This window comes from Stenotrophomonas maltophilia group sp. RY12688 (assembly GCF_052149045.1).
GTDB lineage: Bacteria > Pseudomonadota > Gammaproteobacteria > Xanthomonadales > Xanthomonadaceae > Stenotrophomonas > Stenotrophomonas sepilia.
The window spans coordinates 3619213-3639477 of record NZ_CP197389.1 but is presented as its reverse complement, the minus strand read 5'-3'; the positions used below and the strand labels follow the sequence as shown (position 1 = coordinate 3639477).

The following is a 20265-nucleotide window of genomic DNA, read 5'->3' as shown; positions in this document are numbered from 1 at the left end:
CGACAGCTGAATGACCCCGCGCAGGCCACTGCCGCAGCGGATGGGAGGCGTCGTAACGTCGGCCTTGGGCGAACGGCCCGGCTGCAGGGAGCGGCACATGGCGTTCAGTAGCGCAGGAAGAAGCGGCCCGCTGGCGGACATCAATGTCACGCCACTGGTGGATGTGATGCTGGTGCTGTTGATCATCTTCATCGTGACCGCGCCGATCGTGGCCCGGCCGATTGCCGTGCAATTGCCGCAGGCCACCGATCGGGTGGTCGACCGTCCCGAACCGCCACCGCCGATCGAGCTGCGCCTGGACGCTGCCAACCAGCTCAGCTGGAACGGCCAGCCGATGGCGATCGGCGAACTGCAGGCGCGCCTGCAGGCACAGGCGGGCGAGCATGCCGGCAACCTGCCGGAGCTGCGCATCGCCACCGATCCGGCGGCCGAGTACGAAGGCATGGCGCGGATATTGGCTGCGGCCGAAGCCACTGGCATGGAGCGCATTGCCTTCGTGCGATAGAGCGTTGTCTCACTGCTGCTCATGCGGTGATTGCTGCATGAGCGGCGCTTGCCCTGCTGACAGCGTCGCATCCAGGATCCGCAGAAAAGCCATTTCAATCTGCACTGGAACCTGGGTCGGATGTGCTCGCCACTTTCTGCGCTCAGGGTCATGTTCAACGTGGAAAGCAGTCAACTCGGCTCTCTCGAAATCCACCACAACCGTCAGTCCCTCTCCCGAGGCCAAGGCCGCATCGCTGGGAGAGGGACAGTTGTTGCACTCGATCACGCCGCCTGCTCTCGATTCACCTGCCAGGGAAAGAAGCAGCGTCATCACCATCGTGACGCCCGGCACGGCAGTCACTGCTTTCATGTTCGGCCCTCCCGCGAATGGCTGGAGGTGCGAGTCTGCGCTGGGTCGACTGGTGGGGCCTCCTGAATGAAGGAATTTTCAAACTATTCCTGAAACGATCCGGCAAAGGCCTTTTCCGTGAATGCGGAAGCTACCGGCGCGCGCTGTCGCAGCCTGCATCAAGGCTGCCTGCGGTGAACAGTATCGTCCGGTCATAACCTGCAGCTATCTGACGCAATCGGCCTGCAATTGCGTCAATTCCGCGTGAAAGAGTGTCGATCATCACGCCGCGATTTTTACCACTTGTTTACAAAGGAGACGGCGCCGCCATGCAGGGAGGGAGTGCGGCGGCCCATGTCCCGACATTCCTTTGGAGAGAGAGCGAATGAATCACCTGCACCACCGCCCTTTGGCGGTTGCCGTCGCGCTGTGCGTGATGACCCTGGCACCGTTGGGTGCCGCTGCACAATCCACCACCAACCTGGATGCGGTGGAAGTCACCGGTACCCGCATCAAGCGCGCTGAGGTGGAGGGCCAGGTGCCGATCCAGACGCTGACGCGCGGCGATATCGAACGCACCGGCCTGACCTCGATCGGCGAAGTGCTGCAGCAGCTCACCGGTTCCGGTTCGGCGCTCAACGCCAAGTTCAACTCGTCCGGCAACTTCGGTTTCCCGCCCGATGGCAGTGGTGTAGGTGCCGGTTCGGCGCAGGTGGACCTGCGCCACCTGGGCGCCAAGCGCGTGCTGGTGCTGGTCGACGGCATCCGCTGGGTCAATGAGTCATCCGCATCCGGCGTCGGCTCGGCCACCGATCTCAATACCATTCCGCTGGCCATCGTCGAGCGCATCGAAGTGCTGGAAGATGGCGCGTCGTCGCTGTACGGTTCCGACGCCATTGCCGGCGTGGTCAACATCATCACCCGCCGTGACTTCGATGGCGGCCAGGTGACCCTGAACTATGGCGAGTACAGCAAGGGCGATGGCACGCAGAAGGGCGTGGACCTGGCCTGGGGCAAGAGCGGCGACCGCTTCAGCCTGTTCCTGGGCGCCAGCTGGACCAAGCAGGATCCGGTGTTTGCCAAGGACCGCGAGCAGTCGCGCTTCCCGATTCCCGGCACCGGGCTGGCGTTCGGCAGCGGTGGCATTCCGCAGGGTCGTTTCATGTTCACCGACCCGAACACCGGCGCGGTGCAGAACATCGTGCCCAATACCGGCGTGAGCAACCCGCGCTACGACGGCAGCGCCGGCTGCGCGCGCACCGATGACTACCACTGCTTCACCAGCGCCGACCGGTTCAATTTCGCCGAGTACAACATGGTGCTGACGCCCTCGGAGCGCAAGGGCCTGTTCGGTCAGTTCCGCTTCGACATCACCGACAACGTGCAGTGGTACGTCAAGGCACTGGGCAACCGTCGTGAGTCGACCAACCAGGCCGGCCCGGAGCCGCTGTTCTTCGGCCCCGATGGCGCCACCGGCAATCCGCTGGCCGACAACATCACCGTGTCCGCGCTCAATCCGTACAACCCGTTCGGCTTCGACCTGGTCTCGGGTGACAACCTGAGCCTGATCGGCCGCCGCCCGGTGGAAGGCGGCGCGCGCGTGTTCAAGCAGGAAGTGGACACCACGTATTTCGCCACCGGCTTCGTCGGCAACTTCCAGGCGGCTGACCGCAGCTGGTACTGGGACGTCAACGGCATGTACAGCAAGAACAAGGCCGAACAGACCAACTACGGCAGCTACAACATCTACAACGTCAACATGGCGCTGGGCGACCCGGCGGTGTGCGCGGCAACCCCGGGCTGCGTGCCGTTGAACATCTTCGGTGGCGTCGGTTCGATCACCCCGGACATGCTGAAGTGGATCCAGCCGGTGGTGCACGACCGCAGCCAGAACGAGCTGAGCCTGTTCACCGCCAACCTGTCCAGCGAGCTGTTCTCGCTGCCGGCCGGCCCGGTGTCCTTCGCCACCGGTTTCGAGTACCGCAAGTACGAGGGCTGGTACCAGCCGGATCCGCTGACCGTGATCGGCCACTACAACGGCGTGCCGTCGCAGCCGACCTCCGGTTCCTACGACGTCAACGAGGCCTACCTGGAGTTGAGCGTGCCGATCTTCGCCGACTCCTCGTTCGGCAAGAAGCTGGACCTGAGCCTGGCCGGCCGCTATTCGGACTACTCCACTTTCGGTGGCGAGTTCACGCCCAAGTACGGCCTGCGCTGGCAGGTGACCGATGACTTCGTGCTGCGCACCACGTACGCCGAGGGTTTCCGCGCACCGTCCATTGGCGAACTGTACGGCTCGGCCGCACGTGCCGACCTGCAGCTGTTCGATCCGTGCTCGGTGGGCCTGGGCGGTACGCCGCCGCGTGGCAGTGCCGCCAATTGTGCCGCGCTGGGCGTGCCGGCCGGCTTCCAGCAGGCCAACTCGCAGATCTCGGTGACCACCGGCGGCAATCGTGATCTGGAACCGGAGCGCTCGCGCAGCTTCAGCACCGGCTTCGTGTGGAGCCCGTGGTTCGGCAACAACGCGTCGTGGTCGGAGCGCTTCGATGTGGAGGTGACCTTCTACCGCCACGCCATCGATGGTGCGATCCAGGCCATCAACGCGCAGACCCAGCTGGACCTGTGCGTGGACACGCTTGACCCGGTGTACTGCGATGGCATCACCCGCGCCAGCACGGGTGCGGTCAGCAGCTTCAACAACCGCCTGACCAATCTGGGCTCGATCAAGACCGACGGCTGGGACGTGGACCTGTTCTGGACGTTGCCGCAGACCTCCTTCGGCCAGTTCAAGCTGGCCTGGAAGAACACGTTCGTCGGTCGTTACGAAGCCACCGGCGCGGCCGGGCAGAAGCAGCCGCAGAAGCCGGGCGTGGAAGTGGCCGACAGCTCCATTCCGGAGTGGACCAGCAACGCCAGCATCGCCTGGACGATGGATCGCTGGAGTGCGAACTGGACGGTGCGGCACATCTCCGAACTGACCGAGAACTGCGGCGATGCCGTGGCATTCCCGGTGTGCAGCAACCAGGCAGCCGGCACCAACACGCTCTCGGCCACCACCTTCCACGACATGCAGGTGGGCTACAAGATCGACTGGATGAAGGGGCTGCAGCTGACCGCGGGCCTGAACAATGTGTTCGACAAGGATCCGCCGATCTGCCTGTCGTGCTCGTTGAACGGGTATGACGCTTCGACCTACGACATCCCGCGCGGTCGTTACTGGTACCTGCGCGCGGACCTGCGGTTCTGATGTGAGGGGGGGCAGCGCCGGTCAGTTCCGGCGCTGCCTTGCGGATGTAGCGCCGAGTCCGCGCTCGGCTGATTCTCTGAGCCGAGCATGGGCTCGGCTCTACAGGTGCGGGGCGGTCGTACCCCGCGTCTGATCAGAACGCCCAGGTGAACGTCAGCGAGCCATTGCGGCCATCGCCGTAGGCACCGTAGCCGGTGATCTGCGAGTAGTACTTCTTGTCCAGCAGATTGTTGAGGTTGGCCTGCACGCTGAACTCCGGCGAGATGCGGTAGCGCACGAAGGCACTGACCAGTGCGTAACCTTCCTGCTCGATGCGGCCGTAGGCCGGTAACGGGTAGTAGATGCGGTTCTGCCAGTTGGCACCGCCACCGACGGTCAGCGCCTGCAGCGACTGCGGGGTGTAGCTGGTGAACAGCTTCAGTGCGGTCTGCGGCAGGTTGGTGTTGATGTCGGCGCCGTTGATGTCCTTGGCCACGTAGCGCGATGCGCCGAAGGTGGCATTCCAGCCCGGTGCCAGCTCGCCGTTCACCTCGAATTCGAAGCCGCGGCTGACCGTGCCACGCGCGGCGCGATAGGCGAACTCGTTCTGGCTGCCCTGCACGGGTTCACCGGTGGCCTGGCCGACGTTGTCCTGTTCGATGCGGAACACCGCCAGCGAGGCATTCAGGCGGTTGTCGAACCACGCCCCCTTGACGCCCACTTCGTAGCTCTTGCCATCGACCGGATCGAGGTAGCTGCCGTTGCGGTCCTTCAGCGTCTGCGGCTGGAAGATTTCGGTGTAGCTGGCGTAGGTCGAGTACGTGCCGTTGATGTCGAACACCAGCCCGGCGTACGGCGTGGTGACCTTGTGCGCGCGGTCGGCGCCTTCGCCCTCGCTCTTCCAGTCGGTGTAGCGGGCGCCGATGATCAGCTTCAGCGGATCGGCCAGCGACAGGCGCGCGGCCGCGTAGCCGGCCTTCTGGGTGATGGTGCCCTCGCTGGCCAGTGTCAGCGGGTTCCAGTTCGGCTCGCTGATGTTGCCGGTCCAGTTCAGATAGCTTGCGAACGGATCCCAGGTCTGGCCGGCACCGCCGACCTGGTAGTCGCCGTAGTTGGCGTACTCGCGCTTGTTGTAGCTCAGGCCTGCCATGAACTGGTGCTCGCGGCCGAACAGCTGGAACGGACCATCAACGTAGCCATCGACGCCGGTGACCTTGCGCTCGGTGTTGTAGAAGCCCGCGGACGGCGAGATGCCCGCGCCGGTGGTCTTGTCGAAGTTCGATGCGCCCGTGGTCCAGTCGTTGTAGGCCGGGTAGAACAGCTTGTCGTCAGCCTTGGTCTCATCGTGCGTGGCACCGACCTTGAACTTCCAGCCATTGCTGAAGGCGTGCTGCAGGGTGGCGAAGGCGCGTTTGCTGGTGGTGTCCCAGTAGGTCCACTTCGGGCTCGCGTTGAACGATTCGTCGTAGCCCGTGCGCGAGCCATCGGAGTACAGCATCGGGAAGCCACCCCAGGTCGCGCCATTGGCGCGCTTCTGCTGGTAGTCGTAGCCCACGCTCAGCTGGGTGTCCGGGGTCAGGTCGGCGTCGATGACGGCGTAGCCCAGCGTCTTGCGCTGGTTATAGCGGTCCATCTGGCCGTCGGTGTCCAGATAGCTGCCGATCACGCGGCCGCGCACGGTGCCGCTGGCGTTGAGTGCGCTGCCCACGTCCACCGTGGTGCGGGTGCGGCCCCAGCTGCCCACGTTCACCGACACGCTGCCGGCCAGCTCGGCGCTGTCGGCGTGCTTGCGGATCAGGTTGACCGATGCGGACGGATTGCCGGCGCCGCTGAGCAGGCCGGTGGCGCCGCGCACCACTTCCACGCGGTCGTACAGCGCCAGGTCCAGGCCGGAATCACCATAGCTCCAGTTTTGCACCATCTGCGTGGGCAGGCCATCGAACTGGTAGGCATCGATGTAGAACCCGCGCGCGTAGAACTCGGTGCGCTCGCTGTCGGACTGGGTGCTGGTCACGCCGGTGGTGTTGGCCAGCACGTCGATGATGTCGTCCAGGTTCTGATCTTCGATGCGCTGGTGGCTGATGATGCTGAGCGACTGCGGGATCTCGCGCGGCGCCAGGTCGAAGCGGGTACCGGCCGAGGTGCGGCGCACTGAATAGCCTTCGGCGCGTTCGCCCTTGACCACCACTTTGTCGAGCGTGGTCGGGTCGGCGGCGGTGTCGGCGAAGGCGGCCGGGGCCACGGCGCAGAGAACGGCGAGCACGGCAACGAACAGCCGTTGCGGCTGCGGGGTACGGAAGGCGGAACGGGTCATGGGGGTCCTGGACGAGCACGCGCGCTCGGCCGGCATCCAGAAGGCGAGGCGCTACGGGTAGGGGGAGGGCGGGCAGGCCGTCCTGGCGCCACCGGAAACGAAAGAAATCGTAATACGAACTATTCCTATTTACAAATAATGAACGAATCGATCCGATGATCCGGGTGTGGGCTGGGTCAGCGCAGCAGCGGGAGTGGATCGCGCGCGCCGTCGGTGCCGTAGATGCCCCAGTGCAGGTGCGGCGGCGTACCCTTGGCGTTGCCGCTGTCGCCGACGTGGCCGAGAAGGTCGCCGGCCTGGACCACCTGGCCGCGCGCCAGGCCCTCGGCCCAGTCGTCCAGATGGGCGTAGTAGTAGCGCTCGCGCCCGGGCCCGATCACCCACACCTGGCGGCCACCGAGGCCGCGGTCGCTGACATCCACGACGACGCCGGCGGTGGCACTGCGCACTGGGGTACCGCGCCTGGCGAAGATGTCGATGCCGGCGTGGGAGCGGTCACGGCCGCGTGGGGCGCCGAAGGTATCGGCGATCTGGCGGGGCCGCACACCTTCCACCGGCACCGGAAGCTCGGTGGCCGGAGGCATCCGCGAGAGTGTCCACAGCAGTTTCGGTGCAGCGGCCCATGGGCTGTTCCACAGTGCCATGGCGGCAACGATCGCGATGACCAGCCACAGGCCGCGCAGCAGCCAGCGGCGCAGGCGACGGGCGGGGGAGGGCGATGTGTTCATGGTCTCCGACTGTAGCGCCGAGCCATGCTCGGCGGCTGTTGCTTTGCGGTCAAAGCGCAGTCGAGCATGGCTCAGCGCTACAGAACCGGGTCCAGTGGCACTTCGAAACTGCGCTTCAACGTTCCCAGTGCAACCGAGGTGCGGAAGCGCTCGATGTTGTCATCGCCACCGAACAGCCGCTCGGTGATCGCCTCGTACTCTTCCATCGACGCGGCCGACACCAGCAGCAGGAAATCGCCGTCGCCGGTGATCGAGTAGCACTGCTGCACCGCCGGGTCGTCCTGCACGCGGCGCTTGAACGGCGCCACGCGTTCGCGCTGCTCGCTGACCACGCGCACCTCGACGATGATGGTCAGCGGTCGCCCGACCTTGGCTGCGGCGACTACCGCCACGTTGGCCGCGATCACACCGCTGTCCTGCAGGCGTTTGATGCGGCGCTGCACGGCTGGGGTGGACAGGTGCACGGCCTCGGCGATCTCGCGCTGCGGCAGGGTGTTGTCCCGCTGCAGCAGGCCGAGGATGGCGCGGTCGAGGCTGTCGAGCACGGGGGCGGTAGCCATGGTGAGCAGAAGTTGCACGAACGGGCTGTCAATTGAGCCAAGTGCTCGGCGCGGGCGCAATAGACTTTGCCCATGCAGACCTCACGACTCGCGCCGATGTTGCCGGCGCTGGCGGTGCTTGGCTCGGTCACCTCGCTGGCCATCGGCACCTCCTACGCAAAACACCTGTTCCCGCTGATCGGCGCCCAGGGCACCAGCGCGCTGCGCGTGGGCTTCTCGGCGCTGTTGCTGCTGCTGTTCTGGCGGCCGTGGCGCTGGAAGACCGGCCGCGCGGATGCGATCACCCTCCTGCGCTACGGGCTCACCCTGGGCCTGATGAACCTGCTGTTCTACATGGCCCTGCGCACGATTCCCTTCGGCATCGCGGTGGCCATCGAGTTCACCGGGCCGCTGACGGTGGCGATGCTGTCATCACGGCGCCCGATCGATTTCCTCTGGGTGGGCTGCGCGGCGGTGGGGCTGTTGCTGCTGCTGCCGCTGGGCGGCGGCCGGGCGCTGGATCCGACCGGCGTGCTGTATGCGATGGGCGCAGCGGCGTGTTGGGGGCTTTACATCGTATTCGGCAAGCGTGCCGGACACCTGCACGCCGGGCATTCGGTGTCGCTGGGGCTGCTGGCGGCTTCGCTGGTGGTGGTGCCGGTGGGCGTGGTGCATGCCGGTGCCGCGCTGCTCGACCCGAAGATCCTGGCAGCCGGGCTGCTGGTGGCGCTGGTGTCCAGCGCGATCCCGATGTCACTGGAGATGATGGCGCTCAAGCGCCTGCCAAAGGAGACCTTCGGCATCCTGATCAGCATGGAGCCGGCGGTGGCCGCGCTGTGGGCGATGCTGCTGCTGCACGAACACCTGCACGGGCTGCAGTGGCTGGCGATCGGCTGCACGGTGCTGGCTTCGGTGGGCAGCACGATGACCGCGCGGCGATTGAAGGTGCCGGTGGTCCAGGCCGGGTAGCGGCAGAGAGCGTGCGGACCAACGGTCCGCACCCACCAGAGCGGCGTGCGGACCAGCGGTCCGCACCTACCAGGGGGGCGGTTCAGCGCAGGGCGTCGGCCGGGACGTCGATCTGCATCGCCAGGGCGAGGTGATCGGAGAACGCGGCCGGCACGGCTTCCACGGTGCGGGTCTGCAGGCCACTGCTGACCAGGATGTGGTCGATGGCGCGGTCGGGGCGCCAGCTGGGGAAGGTCGGCACGATGCAGCCGGGCGGTTGCAGTCGGGTCTTCTGGTACAGCACCTGCATTTCCGGGCGTTCGGCCAGACAGTTGAAGTCGCCCATCAGCACCGCGTTGGGGTGGTCGGACAGCAGCTCGGCGATGAAGCCCAGCTGCGACATCCGCGATCCCGCGCCCAATGACAGATGGGCCACCGCCACCGCCAGGCCGTCGGCACCATCGCCGAACTTGGCCAGCAGCACGCCGCGCCCGCCGATGCGGCCGGGCAGGGCGTGGTCCTGCACTTCCACCGGTTCCAGCTTGCTCAGCAGGCCATTGGCGCTGGAGGCGACCCCGCCCATGCGCCGGTTCGGCTGGTGGCTCCAGTAGTTGAAGCCGGCGCGCTGGGCCAGGTAATGGGTCTGGTTGGTGAAGCCCGAGCGCAGGCTGCCCGGGTCGGCCTCCTGCAGGCCGACGATGTCATGTTCGCGCGCCAGGGTGGCGATCGCGTCCAGGCTGCTGCGCTTGCGACCCGCCGGCAGCGCATGTGACCAGCTGCGGGTCACATAGTCGCTGTAACGGCGGGTACTTGAGCCGGCCTGGATGTTGGCCGTCAGCAAGCGCAGGGTCCGTGTACGGGGGGAATTCACGGCCGGGAAATGCTTCTCTTGGATCAGTGAGCCTGGGCCGCACCGCGTTCGCGGGCGATCAGGTGGTCGGCGATGCGCAGCATGTCCGGGAAGCTCTTGCCCTTAACCAGGTACTTGCCGTTGACTATGATCGACGGGGTGCCGCTGATCTGGCTGCGCTGGGCGAACTGCTTGGCCGAGTTGGTCTTGGCGTTCACCGCGAAGCTGCCCATGGTGGCCGCGAACTGCTTCGGATCGACGCCGTAGGCGGCGTAGAACTTGGCGATGTCTTCCACCGAGTCACGGCCGCGCTCGCCCTTCAGGGTCTTCTGCGAGTGGATGGCGGCGTACAGCGCTTCGTGGGTCTTCTCCTGCACGCCCAGGGTCTGCGCGGCGTAGAAGGCACGGGCGTAGTCATCCCAGGTGCCGCCGAACATGGCCGGCACGTAGACGAAGTTCACGTCGCTGGGCAGGCCGGCCTTCCACGGGCCGACCAGCGGCTGGAACGCGGCGCAGGCCGGGCAGACGTAGCCGAAGATCTCGGTCACTTCGATCTTGCCGGCGGCCGGCTGGAACGGCTGGCCGTTCGGGATCACCTGGTAGTCGGCACCTTCCACCGGAGCCGGGCCGGTCAGTGCGGCGGTGGTCGGGGCCGGCGCGGCGGCCGGAGTTGCTTCGGCCGGAGTCTTCTCGCCTTCAGCGGCAGCCGGCGCGGCGCCTTCGCTGCCCGCCGCCGGTGCGGCAGCCGGTTCGGTGGTCGTGGCCGGGGTTGCTGCCGGTTCGGCGGGGGCCGCGGTGGTGTTGGTGCTGCCGTCGTCGGCCTTGCAGGCGGCCAGGATCGGCAGCAGCGCTGCGAGGGCGAGGGCGTAACGGATCTTCATGGAAACGTCTCCAGCATCTGGAAAGGTGGGGCCGGCGGCAGGCGCCGGCCAAGGGGAAATGATGACACGCGGCGGCGACAACGCCGTGTCGGTGGTGGGTGTTGGTTCAGCGGCCGCGGGCGGCGCGCGCCTGCGCGATCAGCGCCGAGGCAATGCGCAGCTGGTCGTCGAAGCTGTTGCCGCGCACCAGGTACTGGCCATTGATGATGATGGCCGGGGTGCCCGGAATCTTGGTGCGCTGGGCGAACGCGCGCGCGGCCTCGACCTTCTTCTGCACGGCATCGCCGCGCAGGGCCTGGATGTAGCGGTCCGGGGTCACGCCGTAGGCCTTGTAGAAGGTGGCGAGCTCATCGGCGGAGACGTTCTGCATCGGCAGCGAACCCTGCTCGTGCAGGGCCTTGAACACGGCGGCATGGCTGCGCTTGGCCACGCCGACTTCGTCGGCGGCGTAGTAGGCCAGTGCCCAGGCATCCCAGGCACCGCCGAAGGCCGCCGGGACCGGGGTGAAGCGCACGTCGGCCGGCAGCTTGGCCGCCCAGGCTTCCAGCTGCGGTTCGAAATGGGCGCAGTGCGGGCAGGTGTAGCCGAAGACTTCGACCACCTCGATCTTGCCGGCCAGCGGCTGGAACGGGCCCGGCTGGGCGATGCGCTCGTAGTCTTTGCCCTCGACCAGCGGGGCATTGGCGGGGGTGGCGGCGCAGGCTGCCAGCGGCAGCAGCACCAGCACGGACAACAGCAGGCGGGAAATCAACCTCATCGACACGCATCTCCGTTGAAAAAAGCAACGCCGGCGCAGCCGCCGGCGTGAAGGAAACATACCGCAGCCGTAGGCCGGCGTCGCGGCCCGGGCCGACCAGTGGTGGTCAGGGGGCGGCAGCCGGTTGTGTTGGCGTGGCCGTGGTGGCCACATCGTCGGCCTTGTTGTGCAGGCCCTGCAGGTAGCTCGACAGCGCCTGCACCTCCTGCTCGCTGAGCTTCTGCGCGACCGTGGCCATGATCTGGAAGTGCGCCTTGTCGGTCTCGTTGGTCTGGCCGGCCTGGTACTCCTGCAGGCGGCGCGCGACATAGCTGGCGTGCTGGCCACCGAGATGCGGATAGGCCGGGCCGGGATTGCCGGCACCGCTGGGGCCATGGCAGGCCATGCAGGCCGGCAGGCCACGCTTGGCATCGCCGCCGCGGTACAGCTGCTGGCCGATCTCGTAGAACTTCATGCCCTTGTAGGGGCCGTCGGCGACCGCCGTGTCATCGGCGATGCCGGCGTTGGCCTTCTGCGTGGCGAAGTAGGCGCCGATATCACGCATGTCCTGCGGGGTGAGGTTCTGCACGAACGGCACCATCGCCACCGCCGCGCCGGAACTGCGCTGGCCGTTGGCGATCAGGGCCATCTGCTGGGCCACGTAGCGTTCGCTCTGGCCGGCAATGGACGGGTACATCTCCACCGTGGAATTGCCGTCGGCACCGTGGCAGGCCGCGCAGGCCGTCGCCTTGGTCTGCCCGGCCTTCGCATCGCCCCAGTGGGTCTTGCTGAAATCCACCTCCAGCGAGGCGGTATTGATCGGCCCATTGTCGGGCAGCGGGGTCAACGTGGTCTGCGCGAACGCAGCAGCGGCAACGACTACAGCAGTGGCAAGGGCGGATACGGCAAGAACGCGAGCGTGGCGCATGCTGAAGCTCCGTATGGACCGGGCCGGGCGGTGGCGGCCGGCATCGCCCGGATTATCAACGCCGTTTCCGCGCACGGTCAACGCAGCAGTGCAGCAAAATGCCCGCAAAGGCCGCCGGCACGGGCGCGCGGCGCCGCAACATGCGATCCTAGGCACATGTCATTGCTCATCGAACGCGCCCGCTACCACCTTTCGGCCCATAACGTGCGGCAGCTGCCGCCCGACGAAGGGGCCGAAGTGGCCTTCGCCGGCCGCTCCAACGCCGGCAAGTCCAGTGCGCTCAACGCGCTGACCCGCCAGAACGCCCTGGCGCGTGTCTCCAAGACCCCCGGCCGTACCCAGCAGCTGGTGTTCTTCCAGGTCACCCCGGAGGCGCATCTGGTCGACCTGCCCGGTTACGGCTACGCCAAGGTGCCGCTGGACCTGCAGGCGCACTGGCAGGCCTTCATCGACAAGTACTTCCGCACCCGCGAGGCCCTGAAGGGGCTGGTGGTGGTGATGGACATCCGTCATCCGCTGAAGGACTACGACCGGCAGATGCTGTCCTATGCCGTGCAGCGTGGCCTGCCGGCGCATGCCCTGCTGACCAAGGCCGACAAGCTCAGCCGCAGCCAGCAGATGCAGTCCTTGCAGAAGGTGCGCAAGGAGCTGCAATCGGCCTACGGTGACAGCGTCAGCGTGCAGGTGTTCTCGGGCGAAGACCGTACCGGCGTGGACGAAGCCCGCGCCGTGATCGGCGGCTGGCTGGGGCTGGAATAAGGTATTGCCGGTCGCCCGGCTGGCAGCCGGGCGCTACCCGATCGGGTGGGTGCCGACCTTGGTCGGCACACCCTCACAACGGCGAATACTCCGCCGGGACCCACGCATAGGCCTGGCCTTCACTGCGGACGTGGCCCAGGCCCGGGAACGGCAGGTGCGCACCGGCCACCCACCAGCCGTTGGCGGTGGCCTGCTGCAGCAGCCCGCGACGGCTGGCGATGGCCGCCTTGCGGTCCGAATCGGCCTCGAACGCGGCCTCCGGGTGCGCGAACTGCACCGCATGGAAGTGCAGCACGTCGCCCCACACCAGCAGTGACTGGCCTTGGCTGTCGAACCGGTAGGAGACGTGGCCGGGGGTATGGCCATGGGTGTCCATCGCCACCGCGCCGCCGGGCAGGGCATCGCCGGGGTTGAACGTGCGCAGGTGGCCACTGGCCTGGTACGGTGCCACCGCGTTGCGCGCCAGCGGGAAGGCGAAGCGCACACCCTTCGGCGCGGAAGCCTCGCTGGCCGGGTTGAGCCAGTAGTCGGCATCGGCCCTGGACAGCCACACCGTGGCATTCGGGTAGGCCGGCTTGCCCTGTGCATCGAGCACCCCGCACAGGTGGTCCGGATGGGCGTGGGTCAGCAGCACCTCGTCCACCTCGGCCGGGTCCACGCCGGAGGCGCGCAGGTTGCCCAGCACCTGGCCCAGGCCGGGGCCGAAGCACTGCGCGGTGCCGGTATCGACCAGGGTCAGGTGGTTGCCCTGGCGCACCAGGAACGCGTTGATTGCGGTCTGCAGGCCCTTCTTGTCTTCCGGTACGTAGCGGCCTTCCAACAGGCGGCTGACCAGTGTCGGCGGCACGTCGACCACTTCCTGCCGGCCCAGCGCGACCACGCCGTCGAACAGGGCGGTGACCTGCAGCGCGCCGACGCGCTGGTGGTAGACGCCGGGCACCTGCTGGGTGGGAGCGGGCGAGGTGGCTTCGGCCAACGCGGCCAGCGGCAGGGAGGACAGGGCCAGCAGCAGGGCGGTGCGTAGGGGCAGATGGCGCAGGGTCATGAGGGTTCTCGGTGGATGATGGGCGGTTCCGTTGGCCTAGCGTGCCGTGACTGGCGTGCGCACGGCGCTCAAACCACTGCGTGGAATGCTCAGGGAAGGGGGTGTTGTCTGCAGGGCTGCGCCCTGCACCCGCTACGAGCCAGAGCAACGGCCGAAGCAAGAGCAACAGCAACAGCGATCTATCCGTGGGATGGCGGGGTGGGTCCGGTTGCGGGAGACGCCGTAAACCCATCCATGGGGGCTTGGCCGCGGCATCCATGCCGCGGACACTCCCGCAACCGGACCCACCCCGCCTTCGACAGTTTTCCGCGAACTGTTGGAGATGCTCTTGGGGTCAGATCCGTTTTCCGCAGGAAAACGGATCTGACCCCAGATCGATTTCGATATCTGACAGAAAAATCGTGTCGACCAAGGTCGACGCCTACCAACAGCCGCGAAGATCTGTCAGAGGTGGGGCGGTGTGGGTGGGCAGGACCGTTGGCGCCATGGATGGCGCCATCGAGCCCCCATGGATGGGTTTACGGCGTGTCCTGCCCACCCACACCGCCCCGCCCTCCCACGGATAGCCGCTGTTGCTGTTGCTTTGGCTGTTGCTTCGGCTCTTGCACTTGCTTTGGCGGGTGCAGGGCGCAGCCCTGCCGAACCCCTCAAATGTCTGTGGGAGCCAGCCCGTACTGCTCGGCAAAGCGCTTGCTGAAACTGGCCGCAGAGCGGTAGCCCGCGCGTGCGGCCACGGTCTTCAGCGGCAGGTCGGTGGTGTAGAGCAGCTGCATGCCATGCGCCAGCCGGGCCTCGGTGAGCAGCTGGCGCAGGCTGGTGTCCTCGGCGGCGAGCCGACGGCGCAGGGTCGCGCCGCTCAGCGCGAACAGCGCTTCCACATCGCGCGATTGCCAGTCGCGAGCGGGTTCGGCGGCGATGCGGTCGCGGATCTGTTCGCCCAGGCTCGGCGCCTGCGGCAGCAGCAGGTTGCCGTGGCCCTGCCGGCACAGGGTCAGTACCAACGAGGCCAGGGCCAGCCGCGCTTCGCTGTAACGGCCGTCCTGCAGAGATTGCCGCCACTGGCGCAGCACCGCGCCATGATCGATCAACGGCAGCCGCGCCATCGCATGACCGGCGGCGGGAAGCTCCCCGCTCCACAGCGTGCGTGCGGCCGCCAGCACTTCGGCACACAGCGGCACGATGGCGCTGAGGTAGCGGCCACTGCGTGGGTCGGGGGTGTTGACCACATCGATGCGGCAGCGCTGGGTCAGCAGCAGGATGTCGCCGGGCATGAACTCCAGCGACTGGTGCGCGGTACGCACTTGCTTGCGTCCTTCCAGCAGGATCGCGAACTGTGGTTGTGGAATCTCCACCGAGCTGGCGCCATGTTCGCGCCGAGCGGTGATGCACGCATAACCTTCGGCGCGTGCGCAGCCGGCCAGGCTGGCCATCTCGGCCAGCAGTGCGGTGGCCGGTGGCAGCATGGCGGTCATGACACGTGGGCACCGAACAGGCGACCGACGCCGGCCGCCGCGGCCATCGCCAATGCGCCCCAGAACATCACCCGGATCGCGCCGCGAACCGGCGGTGCGCCGCCGGCCCTGGCCGCCACTGCGCCGGTCAGGCACAGGCCGAGCAGGGTACTGGCCGTGGTCATCAGTGCGACCCTGTCGACCGGCGCGAGCAGGGCGGTCAGCACCGGCAGCGCCGCGCCACAGGTGAACGCACCGGCCGAGGCCAGCGCTGCCTGCAGCGGGCGGGCGCGCAGGGTATCGGTGATGCCCAGTTCGTCGCGGGCGTGGGCACCCAGCGCATCATGGGCGGTGAGCTGTTCGGCCACCTGCCGTGCCAGCGCAGGCTCCAGGCCGCGGTGGCGGTAGATCGCGGCCAGCTCCTCCAGCTCGCTGTGCGGATTTTCGCGCAGCTCGCGCTTTTCCATTGCCAGGTCTGCGTCCTCGGTGTCGGCCTGGGTCTGTACCGAGACGTACTCGCCGGCGGCCATCGACATCGCGCCGGCCACGGTGCCGGCCACGCCGGTGGCGAGGATGGTGGTAGCGGAGGCGCCGCCGGCGGCCACGCCGACCACCAGGCCGGCCACCGAGACGATGCCATCATTGGCGCCCAGCACGGCGGCACGCAGCCAGCCGACGCGCTCGGAGCGGTGCAGTTCGGGATGTCGTGAATGGCGGCTCATGTCGTTGAGTGTACGAGGGTCAAGAGGGCGTCGGTGGGATGCTGAAACCCGTCACCGTCGCATGACGCAACGAGGTGCCACGCTATAGTGCGCCCTTGCGATGGAAGGCCGCGAGCCCCACATCCCCCGCCACCGTCCAGCGAGCCCTCCCCTTGTCGAGCCCCAGCCACGTCGCCGATACCCCCATTACCGACCGCTCGCAGCTGGTGGAGGTGATCGCCTCCGGCGAGAAGCCTCGCGCGCAGTGGCGCATCGGCACCGAGCACGAGAAGTTCGGGTTCCGCCTGGACGACCTGCGCCCGCCGACCTTCGAGGGGGAGCGCGGCATTGAAGCACTGCTCAACGGCCTGGTCCGCTTCGGCTGGGAGCCGGTACAGGAGAATGGCTGCACCATCGCCCTGCTGCGCGATGGGGCCTCGGTGACGCTGGAACCGGCCGGCCAGCTGGAGCTGTCAGGTGCGGCGCTGGAGACCATCCACCAGACCTGCGTGGAGACCGGCACCCACCTCAACGAAGTGGCGCAGGTGGCCGGCGAACTGCAGCTGGGCTTCCTCGGCATGGGCTTCCAGCCGAAGTGGAAGCGCGATGAAATGCCGTGGATGCCGAAGGGCCGCTACAAGATCATGCGCGCGTACATGCCCAAGGTCGGTTCGCTGGGCCTGGACATGATGACCCGTACCTGCACGGTGCAGGTGAACCTGGACTACGCCACCGAAGCGGACATGGTGAAGAAGTTCCGCGTGTCCCTGGCGCTGCAGCCGATCGCCACCGCGCTGTTCGCCGATTCGCCGTTCACCGAAGGCAAGCCGAACGGCTACCTGAGCTATCGCTCGCACATCTGGACCGACACCGACGCCGACCGCACCGGCATGCTCGACTTCGTATTCGAGGATGGATTCGGCTACGAGCGCTATGTCGATTACCTGCTCGACGTGCCGATGTACTTCTCCTATCGCGACGGCACCTACCACGACGCCAGCGGGCAGAGTTTCCGCGACTTCATGCAGGGCAAGCTGCCGGTGCTGCCGGGCGCGTTGCCGACCCTGCGCGACTGGTCGGACCACATGACCACCGCGTTTCCGGAAGTGCGCCTGAAGAAGTATCTGGAAATGCGCGGCGCCGATGGTGGCCCGTGGAGCCGCCTGTGTGCGCTGCCGGCGTTCTGGGTGGGCCTGCTGTACGACGACACTGCGCTGGACGCTGCCTGGGACCTGGTGCGTGACTTCACCCTGGCCGAGCGCCATGCGCTGCGTGACGGCGTGCCGAAGCATGCAATGAACCTGCCGTTCCGCAACGGCACGGTGCGCGACCTGGCCCGGGAAGCGGTCAGGATTTCCGTGGAAGGCCTCAAGCGCCGTGCGGCGCGCAATGCCGACGGCCAGGACGAGAGCAAGTTCCTGGACGTGCTGCAGGAGATCGTCGAATCCGGCCTGACCCCGGCCGAGCGCAAGCTGGCGCTGTTCCATGGCCGCTGGCATGGTGACGTCGATCCGGTGTTCCGCGAGTTCGCGTACTGAGTGGATTGCGGTAGTGCCGGCCGCTGGCCGGCAGCCTGGCAGGGTCGCCGGCCAGCGGCCGGCACTACCAGAAGAAAAACCCCGGCATTGCCGGGGTTTTTCATTTCCAGATCCGTCCTGGTTCAGGCCGCGTTCTTCAACGTCGCCATGTCGATCACGAAGCGGTAGCGCACATCGTTCTTCGCCATGCGCTCCCAGGCTTCGTTGACGTTCCTGATGTCGATCATCTCGACGTCGCTGACGATGCCGTGCTCGGCGCAGAAGTCCATCATTTCCTGGGTTTCGGCCATGCCACCGATCGCCGAGCCGGTCAGGTGCTTGCGGCCGAAGATCACGCTGCCGCCGGTCAGCGGCGGGTCCAGTTCGGTCAGCACGCCCACCAGGCACATGGTGGCTTCGCGCTTGAGCAGGCCCATGTACGGATTGGTGTCATGGCTGACCGGGATGGTATTGAGCAGGAAGTCGAAGCTGCCGGCGTGCGCCTTCATCTGCGCCGCATCGCGCGAGACCAGCACCTCATCGGCGCCCAGGCGCTTGGCATCGGCGCCCTTTTCCGGGGTGGTGGTGATCATCACCACGTGCGCGCCGAGTGCCTTGGCGAACTTCACGCCCATGTGGCCGAGGCCGCCGAGGCCGATCACGCCGACCTTCTGGCCCGGGCCGACCTTCCAATGGCGCAGCGGCGACCACGTGGTAATCCCGGCGCACAGCAGCGGTGCGGCCGCCTTCAGGTCGAGGGTATCGGAGACCTTCACCACGAAGCGCTGCTCTACCACCACGTGGTCGGAATAGCCGCCGTAGGTCGGTGCGCCGCTTTCGCGTTCACGGCCGTTGTAGGTCCAGGTCGCGCCCTCGGCACAGTACTGCTCCAGGTCGTGCTGGCAGGCGTCGCAGTGGCGGCAGGAGTCGACCATGCAACCCACGCCGGCGTGGTCGCCGACCTTGAAGCGGGTAACGTTGCTGCCGACCTCGGTGACGCGGCCGATGATCTCGTGGCCCGGCACCATCGGGTAGATCGAGCCACCCCAGTCATCGCGGGCCTGGTGCAGGTCGGAGTGGCAGATGCCGCTGTAGAGGATCTCGATGCGCACATCGTCGGGACCGACCGCACGGCGTTCGAACTCATAGGGGACCAGCGGAGCGGTATGGGAATGGGCGGCGTAACCACGGGCGAGGGACATGGGGAATCCTTGGCAGGGTTTATCGAAAGGCGCTTTACAATACGCCGCGTTCCCAATGGCAAGAAGCGTGGATATCGGCATGATTCATCAAGTGAAACTGCACAATCATGGCCACTGACAACCTTTCCCACCTGGCCGCGTTCGCGGCGGTTGCCCGCCACCGCAGCTTCCGCCGCGCCGGCGCCGAGCTGGCGCTGTCGACCTCGGCGGTGAGCTATGCGATCCGCGCGCTGGAAGAACGACTGGGCGTGGGCCTGTTCCACCGCACCACGCGCAGCGTGGCCCTGACCGAGGCCGGGCAGCGCCTGCTGGAGCGCCTTCAGCCGGCGCTGGGGCAGGTGCATGACGCGCTGGAAGAAATGAACCACTTCCGTGCCGCCCCGGCCGGCCTGCTGCGCATCAACGCCACCCGGGCGGCGGTGGCGACCCAGCTGCGGCCTCGGCTGGCGCGCTTCCTGCACGCTCACCCCGATGTACGCGTCGAGCTGACCGAAAATGATGGGCTGGTCGATATCGTCGCCGAGGGCTACGACGCGGGCGTGCGCCTGCACGAATTCGTGCCCGAGGACATGGTGGCGGTGCCGATGGGGCCGCCTCTGCGTGGGCTGATCGTTGGCTCGCCGGATTACCTGCGGCGACATCCGGCGCCGCAGCATCCGCGCGACCTGGCCGCGCATGAATGCATCCGCTTCCGCTTTGCCAGCGGGCATCTGTACAAATGGCAGTTCGAGCGCAGCGGGCAAGCGCTGGAGATCGACGTGCCGGGCCGGCTGACGTTGAGCGAGCAGGGCACCGTGGTCGGTGCAGTGCTTGATGGCATCGGCCTGGCCTACGTGCTGGAAGACACCGCGCGGCCGTATATCGAATCGAGGCAGATGGTGGCGGTACTGGAAGACTGGAGCGAGCCGTTCGCCGGGTTCGCGCTGTACTACCCGAAGCAGCGGCAGATGCCCGGAGCGCTGCGCGCGTTCGTCGACATGCTGCGGGAGTGACGTGCGGTGGTGCGTATCCACGCATGGCGTGGATCTACTGCCGAACGACAGCCTCCACGCGTTGCTTGAAGCGGATCAGTAGATCCGCGCCATGCGTGGATTGGCGCCCGCGACGCAGCCAGCAATTCATTCGACCAGCGCGTCGTAGCCTTCGCCACTGAACTGGATCAGGCAGAAGCCGTGCCCGAACGGATCGGCCAGCACGGCGATACGGCCCCAGCGGCGCTCGCGCACCGGTTGCTCGAGCATCGCTCCGGCCGCGACCGCACGCATCAACGCGGCATCGATGTCTTCCACCACCCAGTCCAAGTGCAGCGGGGTCCAGTGGCGCTCGTAGTCACGCACATCGCCGTCTTCGGTGGCGGCGCTGCCAGCCTCGTTCTGCAGCAGGTAGAGCGGTGTTGGCCCACCGAGCAGTTCCACCGCGCCGGTACCGAGCCGACGACCGATGCGCAACCCGAACGCGGCCAGGTAGAACGCTTCGGCCGCGGCCAGGTCGGACACGTCGATGTTGACGATGAAGTTGCGGGCAGTGGCGTTCACGGCAGTGATTTCCAGCATCCGGTGGTTGCAGTCTAGTCTCGCCACCTGCTGCTGCCGGTTCATCTCCTGC

The 20265-nt window shown here is 67.0% G+C and carries 19 protein-coding genes; 6 read left to right on the top strand and 13 right to left on the bottom strand.

Annotation, left to right across the window (positions count from 1 at the left end; genetic code table 11):
* Positions 1-97: 97 nt before the first annotated feature.
* Positions 98-505 (top strand): ExbD/TolR family protein, encoded by a 408-nt coding sequence (locus ACS0OT_RS16875; protein WP_019338425.1) that lies wholly within the window; start codon positions 98-100, stop codon positions 503-505.
* A gap of 9 nt (positions 506-514) precedes the next feature.
* Here ACS0OT_RS16875 and ACS0OT_RS16870 read toward each other — a convergent pair whose 3' ends face one another.
* Positions 515-856 carry a hypothetical protein gene (locus ACS0OT_RS16870; protein ID WP_139727656.1) on the bottom strand — a complete coding sequence of 114 codons (342 nt, stop codon included), beginning with the start codon at positions 854-856 and terminating at the stop codon, positions 515-517.
* A gap of 415 nt (positions 857-1271) precedes the next feature.
* Here ACS0OT_RS16870 and ACS0OT_RS16865 point away from each other — a divergent pair, with 415 nt between their 5' ends.
* Positions 1272-4082 carry a TonB-dependent receptor gene (locus ACS0OT_RS16865; protein WP_442256455.1) on the top strand — a complete coding sequence of 937 codons (2811 nt, stop codon included), beginning with the start codon at positions 1272-1274 and terminating at the stop codon, positions 4080-4082.
* 133 nt (positions 4083-4215) lie between these two features.
* Here ACS0OT_RS16865 and fhuE read toward each other — a convergent pair whose 3' ends face one another.
* From fhuE to ACS0OT_RS16850, 3 genes are all read right to left on the bottom strand, one after another.
* Positions 4216-6375 (bottom strand): ferric-rhodotorulic acid/ferric-coprogen receptor FhuE, encoded by a 2160-nt coding sequence (gene fhuE, locus ACS0OT_RS16860; protein WP_442255905.1) that lies wholly within the window; start codon positions 6373-6375, stop codon positions 4216-4218.
* A gap of 176 nt (positions 6376-6551) precedes the next feature.
* Positions 6552-7103, bottom strand: coding sequence for a M23 family metallopeptidase (locus ACS0OT_RS16855; RefSeq protein WP_065185389.1), 552 nt, complete (start codon positions 7101-7103; stop codon positions 6552-6554).
* A 77-nt stretch (positions 7104-7180) separates the two neighbouring features.
* Positions 7181-7663, bottom strand: a complete 483-nt coding sequence (locus tag ACS0OT_RS16850) for an Lrp/AsnC family transcriptional regulator (RefSeq protein WP_164093299.1) — start codon at positions 7661-7663, stop codon at positions 7181-7183.
* Between the two features lie 72 nt (positions 7664-7735).
* On the opposite strand from ACS0OT_RS16850, the gene ACS0OT_RS16845 reads away from it, so the two are divergent.
* Positions 7736-8611, top strand: a complete 876-nt coding sequence (locus ACS0OT_RS16845; protein ID WP_065185387.1) for an EamA family transporter — start codon at positions 7736-7738, stop codon at positions 8609-8611.
* An 82-nt stretch (positions 8612-8693) separates the two neighbouring features.
* Here ACS0OT_RS16845 and ACS0OT_RS16840 read toward each other — a convergent pair whose 3' ends face one another.
* The 4 genes from ACS0OT_RS16840 to ACS0OT_RS16825 all read right to left on the bottom strand — a co-directional run bounded on the left by ACS0OT_RS16840 (position 8694) and on the right by ACS0OT_RS16825 (position 11985).
* The gene (locus ACS0OT_RS16840) at positions 8694-9431 is read right to left on the bottom strand and encodes an endonuclease/exonuclease/phosphatase family protein (RefSeq protein ID WP_005419292.1); all 738 of its coding nucleotides are present in this window, start codon (positions 9429-9431) and stop codon (positions 8694-8696) included.
* Between the two features lie 53 nt (positions 9432-9484).
* Entirely contained in the window at positions 9485-10321 is an 837-nt protein-coding gene (locus ACS0OT_RS16835) for a thiol:disulfide interchange protein DsbA/DsbL (protein ID WP_053500287.1), read from the bottom strand.
* Positions 10322-10427: 106 nt separating this feature from the next.
* Positions 10428-11078 carry a thiol:disulfide interchange protein DsbA/DsbL gene (locus ACS0OT_RS16830; protein ID WP_005419285.1) on the bottom strand — a complete coding sequence of 217 codons (651 nt, stop codon included), beginning with the start codon at positions 11076-11078 and terminating at the stop codon, positions 10428-10430.
* A gap of 106 nt (positions 11079-11184) precedes the next feature.
* Positions 11185-11985, bottom strand: coding sequence for a c-type cytochrome (locus tag ACS0OT_RS16825; RefSeq protein ID WP_065185386.1), 801 nt, complete (start codon positions 11983-11985; stop codon positions 11185-11187).
* Between the two features lie 156 nt (positions 11986-12141).
* Here ACS0OT_RS16825 and yihA point away from each other — a divergent pair, with 156 nt between their 5' ends.
* Complete coding sequence (yihA, locus tag ACS0OT_RS16820) at positions 12142-12744, top strand: ribosome biogenesis GTP-binding protein YihA/YsxC (RefSeq protein ID WP_049414655.1); 603 nt, start codon at positions 12142-12144, stop codon at positions 12742-12744.
* Positions 12745-12817: 73 nt separating this feature from the next.
* Here yihA and ACS0OT_RS16815 read toward each other — a convergent pair whose 3' ends face one another.
* The 3 genes from ACS0OT_RS16815 to ACS0OT_RS16805 all read right to left on the bottom strand — a co-directional run bounded on the left by ACS0OT_RS16815 (position 12818) and on the right by ACS0OT_RS16805 (position 15962).
* Positions 12818-13789 (bottom strand): MBL fold metallo-hydrolase, encoded by a 972-nt coding sequence (locus ACS0OT_RS16815; protein ID WP_164093298.1) that lies wholly within the window; start codon positions 13787-13789, stop codon positions 12818-12820.
* A 647-nt stretch (positions 13790-14436) separates the two neighbouring features.
* A complete protein-coding gene (locus ACS0OT_RS16810; RefSeq protein WP_065185384.1) occupies positions 14437-15261 on the bottom strand; it encodes a helix-turn-helix transcriptional regulator in 825 nt (274 codons plus the stop codon).
* On the bottom strand, positions 15258-15962 hold the full coding sequence (locus tag ACS0OT_RS16805; RefSeq protein ID WP_005419279.1) for a VIT1/CCC1 transporter family protein: 705 nt from the start codon (positions 15960-15962) through the stop codon (positions 15258-15260). The genes ACS0OT_RS16810 and ACS0OT_RS16805 overlap by 4 nt, the downstream gene beginning before the upstream one ends.
* 152 nt (positions 15963-16114) lie before the next feature.
* Here ACS0OT_RS16805 and ACS0OT_RS16800 point away from each other — a divergent pair, with 152 nt between their 5' ends.
* Positions 16115-17479, top strand: coding sequence for a glutamate--cysteine ligase (locus ACS0OT_RS16800; RefSeq protein ID WP_065185383.1), 1365 nt, complete (start codon positions 16115-16117; stop codon positions 17477-17479).
* Between the two features lie 122 nt (positions 17480-17601).
* Here ACS0OT_RS16800 and ACS0OT_RS16795 read toward each other — a convergent pair whose 3' ends face one another.
* The gene (locus ACS0OT_RS16795) at positions 17602-18660 is read right to left on the bottom strand and encodes an NAD(P)-dependent alcohol dehydrogenase (RefSeq protein ID WP_061479602.1); all 1059 of its coding nucleotides are present in this window, start codon (positions 18658-18660) and stop codon (positions 17602-17604) included.
* A gap of 107 nt (positions 18661-18767) precedes the next feature.
* On the opposite strand from ACS0OT_RS16795, the gene ACS0OT_RS16790 reads away from it, so the two are divergent.
* On the top strand, positions 18768-19652 hold the full coding sequence (locus tag ACS0OT_RS16790; RefSeq protein WP_065185382.1) for a LysR family transcriptional regulator: 885 nt from the start codon (positions 18768-18770) through the stop codon (positions 19650-19652).
* Between the two features lie 126 nt (positions 19653-19778).
* Here ACS0OT_RS16790 and ACS0OT_RS16785 read toward each other — a convergent pair whose 3' ends face one another.
* Positions 19779-20213: a VOC family protein gene (locus tag ACS0OT_RS16785; protein ID WP_442255904.1), complete on the bottom strand. Its 435-nt coding sequence runs from the start codon at positions 20211-20213 to the stop codon at positions 19779-19781.
* Positions 20214-20265 lie beyond the last annotated feature (52 nt).

What these genes read in the sequence shown, in the direction of transcription:
- ACS0OT_RS16875 (WP_019338425.1), top strand. Translation starts at nt 98, where the DNA reads ATGGCGTTCAGTAGCGCAGGAAGAAGCGGCCCGCTGGCGGACATCAAT.
- ACS0OT_RS16870 (WP_139727656.1), bottom strand. Translation starts at nt 856, where the DNA reads ATGAAAGCAGTGACTGCCGTGCCGGGCGTCACGATGGTGATGACGCTG.
- ACS0OT_RS16865 (WP_442256455.1), top strand. Translation starts at nt 1,272, where the DNA reads ATGACCCTGGCACCGTTGGGTGCCGCTGCACAATCCACCACCAACCTG.
- fhuE (WP_442255905.1), bottom strand. Translation starts at nt 6,375, where the DNA reads ATGACCCGTTCCGCCTTCCGTACCCCGCAGCCGCAACGGCTGTTCGTT.
- ACS0OT_RS16855 (WP_065185389.1), bottom strand. Translation starts at nt 7,103, where the DNA reads ATGAACACATCGCCCTCCCCCGCCCGTCGCCTGCGCCGCTGGCTGCTG.
- ACS0OT_RS16850 (WP_164093299.1), bottom strand. Translation starts at nt 7,663, where the DNA reads ATGGCTACCGCCCCCGTGCTCGACAGCCTCGACCGCGCCATCCTCGGC.
- ACS0OT_RS16845 (WP_065185387.1), top strand. Translation starts at nt 7,736, where the DNA reads ATGCAGACCTCACGACTCGCGCCGATGTTGCCGGCGCTGGCGGTGCTT.
- ACS0OT_RS16835 (WP_053500287.1), bottom strand. Translation starts at nt 10,321, where the DNA reads ATGAAGATCCGTTACGCCCTCGCCCTCGCAGCGCTGCTGCCGATCCTG.
- ACS0OT_RS16830 (WP_005419285.1), bottom strand. Translation starts at nt 11,078, where the DNA reads ATGAGGTTGATTTCCCGCCTGCTGTTGTCCGTGCTGGTGCTGCTGCCG.
- ACS0OT_RS16825 (WP_065185386.1), bottom strand. Translation starts at nt 11,985, where the DNA reads ATGCGCCACGCTCGCGTTCTTGCCGTATCCGCCCTTGCCACTGCTGTA.
- yihA (WP_049414655.1), top strand. Translation starts at nt 12,142, where the DNA reads ATGTCATTGCTCATCGAACGCGCCCGCTACCACCTTTCGGCCCATAAC.
- ACS0OT_RS16815 (WP_164093298.1), bottom strand. Translation starts at nt 13,789, where the DNA reads ATGACCCTGCGCCATCTGCCCCTACGCACCGCCCTGCTGCTGGCCCTG.
- ACS0OT_RS16810 (WP_065185384.1), bottom strand. Translation starts at nt 15,261, where the DNA reads ATGACCGCCATGCTGCCACCGGCCACCGCACTGCTGGCCGAGATGGCC.
- ACS0OT_RS16805 (WP_005419279.1), bottom strand. Translation starts at nt 15,962, where the DNA reads ATGAGCCGCCATTCACGACATCCCGAACTGCACCGCTCCGAGCGCGTC.
- ACS0OT_RS16795 (WP_061479602.1), bottom strand. Translation starts at nt 18,660, where the DNA reads ATGTCCCTCGCCCGTGGTTACGCCGCCCATTCCCATACCGCTCCGCTG.
- ACS0OT_RS16790 (WP_065185382.1), top strand. Translation starts at nt 18,768, where the DNA reads ATGGCCACTGACAACCTTTCCCACCTGGCCGCGTTCGCGGCGGTTGCC.
- ACS0OT_RS16785 (WP_442255904.1), bottom strand. Translation starts at nt 20,213, where the DNA reads ATGCTGGAAATCACTGCCGTGAACGCCACTGCCCGCAACTTCATCGTC.